This window comes from Roseovarius sp. MBR-78 (assembly GCF_040547535.1).
Taxonomy (GTDB): Bacteria; Pseudomonadota; Alphaproteobacteria; order Rhodobacterales; family Rhodobacteraceae; genus Roseovarius.
Map to the genome: position 1 here is coordinate 1 of NZ_JBEPPX010000069.1, position 3,023 is coordinate 3,023.

4 protein-coding genes are annotated in these 3,023 nt (G+C 67.0%); all 4 read left to right on the top strand.

The window, feature by feature from the left end; genetic code table 11:
* Positions 1–957 (top strand): phage major capsid protein (locus ABIE58_RS20120; protein WP_354546392.1); only part of this gene is annotated, 957 nt, incomplete at its 5' end.
* On the top strand, positions 957–1,505 hold the full coding sequence (locus tag ABIE58_RS20125) for an HK97 family phage prohead protease (protein WP_354546393.1): 549 nt from the start codon (positions 957–959) through the stop codon (positions 1,503–1,505). The genes ABIE58_RS20120 and ABIE58_RS20125, both read left to right, overlap by 1 nt.
* A 91-nt stretch (positions 1,506–1,596) precedes the next feature.
* A complete protein-coding gene (locus ABIE58_RS20130) occupies positions 1,597–2,577 on the top strand; it encodes a phage portal protein (RefSeq protein ID WP_354546394.1) in 981 nt (326 codons plus the stop codon).
* 45 nt (positions 2,578–2,622) lie between these two features.
* The coding region (locus ABIE58_RS20135) for a hypothetical protein (protein ID WP_354546395.1) at positions 2,623–3,023 on the top strand (401 nt) is incomplete at its 3' end.

Here is a 3,023-nt window from a genome sequence, read left to right on the forward strand (position 1 = left end):
GAGATCGTGCAAGAGCTGCGTTCGGCTGGCGGGTTCCGTGGCATCCCGGTTCCTTGGCAGGCGCTGGAGCAACGCGCGGGCGAGACGGTGGCCGGTGGCACCCCTGACCCGATCAGCACCCGCCCGATCATCGACCGGCTTTTCCCCGATAGCATGGCCAGCGCCATGGGGGCGCAGATGATCCAGATCGACCAGGGCGCAGCGGAATGGCCGGTTGTGACCAGTTCCGTCACGGCAGGATGGCAGGCGACCGAGACCGGCAATGTCGCGGGGCCGACCGTCTACGCCACGACCGACCGGGCCATGACCCCGGCCAATACTCTGGGCATCCAGATGAAGATCACCCGGCGCAGCCTGAAACAGTCGGGTTCGGCGCTGGAGCAAGCGGTGCGGCGCGACATGGCAGGCGCTATCGGGCAGGCGGTGGATGCGGCGTCGTTCTCTGGCACCGGGGCCGATGGCCAGCCTTTGGGCGTGATCACCGGGGCCAGCACCTACGGCATCACCGAAACGGCGATTGACGCCACGGCGGGCGTGGCCGCGTTCCGTGAGGCTGTCGCGGCGTTCATGGTGAGCAACGCGGCATCCGGTGGCGGCGCGGTGCGCGGCATGATCCGGCCCGAGCTTTGGAGCTTCCTTGACAGCATCATGTTTGACGGCGGGTCCGGTCTGACCGAATGGGACAAGCTGGCGGCGCTTCTGGGGCAGATCAACACCACGTCCAACGGGCTGGCCGCACCGTCTGGCACCCCCGAGGCCACCACGGCGCTGTTGACCACATCGAGCGGCGGCGTGGCCCCGTTCTTTGTCGGCGCATGGGGCGCGGTGGACGTGATCCGCGATCCGTTCACCGATGCAGCATCGGGCGGGCTGCGGCTGACCGCTTTGGCCACTCTGGACATTACCGTCGCGCGTCCAGTGCAGCTGCGGGTTCTGACCGGTCTGGAGCTGGCATAATGCTCTGGGGCGTAGCATCCGGCGCGCTGGAGCTGCGCCAAGAGGCTGGAGGCGTCCGGTTATCCGGGCGCTTCCCCTACGGCACCGAAACCGAGCTTGTGCCGGGGCGGTTCGAGCTGTTCGAGGCGCGGGCGTTCTCTGGCCGGATCGAGGCGGGCGAGGACGTTCACCTGTTATCGGGCCACGACTTCAACCGGCCCCTTGCCAGTCGGCAGGCGGGTTCTCTGGAGATCAGGGAAACCGATCAGGCGCTGGAGTTCGAGGCGCGCATCGAGGGCGGCACCAGCTGGGCCACCGACTTTCTGGCAGCACACAAGGCGGGGCTGATCCGGGGCTTGTCACCGGGTTTCAGGGTAGCCCCCGGCGGCGAGCAGATCGAGCGGCGCGGTAATGGGCTGTTGCGTCGGATCACCCGCGCGGAGCTGTTCGAGCTGTCCACCGTAACCCGGCCCGCGTTCGAGCAGGCGCAAGTCGAGGCGCGGAGCTGGCAGGCTGATCCGCACCGACAAGCTGTCGGAGCGCACCCCTTTAAACGCTGGAGGCTTTGACATGGGTTTACTGGACATTTTCCGGCGGCGTGATGGACAAGTTGACCAACACGAAACCCGAGCATCGGGCACCGGTTACACGGCGGCGATCATGGCGGCACGGGCCAGCTACATCAGCGGCGGCAGCGACGTGGCCGAGCTGACCAGCGCGGCGCAGACCTGCATCAGCCTCTGGGAGGGCGTGTTCTCTGGCGCTGACGTGGCGGGCACCGATCTACTGGACCGCAACACCATGGCGCTGGTGGCGCGGTCTCTGGCCCTGCGTGGCGAGTTCCTGGGCATCATTGGCGAGCACATCATCCCGGCAAGTGACTGGGACGTGTCCACCCGAGGCGGCAGGCCGGTTGCATACCGGGCCAGCATCCCCGAGGCGGGCGGCGGGCGCACCGTCACGGCGCTGGCTGGCGAGGTTATCCATATCCGTATCGGCAGCGACCCGGTGGCCCCATGGACGGGCACGGCACCCCTGCGGCGCGCGGCGCTGTCGGCCAACCTGTTGCACGAGATCGAGGAGGCGTTGCGGGATACGTTCCGAGACGCGCCAATAGGTTCTCAGGTTCTGCCCCTGCCAGACAGTTCCCCCGAGGATATGGAAGCCATGCGCGGCGCGATCCGGGGCAGGCAAGGCCAGACGTTGATCATCGAAGGCGTGGCGCAGGCGACGGCGGCGGGCATGAATCCCCAGCTGGGCCAGCGGCGTGATGATCTGACACCCGATCTGCAAAAGGCCGAGGCGGCGGCGATCATGGCAGCGGCGCGCGGCGCGGTGGCCGAGGTGTTCGGCGTCCCTGCGGCGTTCTTCAACCCGGCATCAACCGGGCCAGTGTTTCGTGAGGTGCAACGGCACTTGGTGCAATACACCCTGTCCCCCCTTGCGAAGGTAATCAGCGACGAGGCCACGGCCAAGCTGGGCGGCACTGTCCAGATCGACGTGGAAACCCCGGTGCAGGCGTATGACACGGGCGGCAGGGCGCGCGCCATGCAGGGCATCATCAAGGCGCTGGCCGAGGCACAAGAGGCTGGCATCGACCCCGAAAAGGCCATGCGGCTGGTGGGCTGGGAGACAGAATGAAGGAGGCGCAATGTGCCGTTCGATATGTCATATCCGGCCCCCGCGATGACCCGTCGCGAGCGCGACGCGGCGCGGCGTAAGCTGTCAAAGGATCGAGCGGAAACCATCGTCGGGCATCTATGCGCGCTGACCCGCGTTGCCCTGGAGGAAGGGCGCGTCCTGACCCCGCTGGCTTATGAGGGGCTGTTCCGGCGCGTGATCCGGTCAGAGCTATGTTTGCAGGGCTGGAGCTGGAGCGCGGCAGACGACACGGCGCGCGACGTGGTGGCGGTTGTGTTCGCGATCATGCAAGTGAAGCGGCCAAACTGGTATGAGGGGCAGCCGGAATGGACGATAGAGCGCGGTTCCCTGATCGAGCGCACACGCTGCGCAAACTGTGGCCACCCATTGCCCGAGGATAGGCCGAAATTCTGTTCCGACGGTTGCCGCAAAGTTCACGGGCTGCG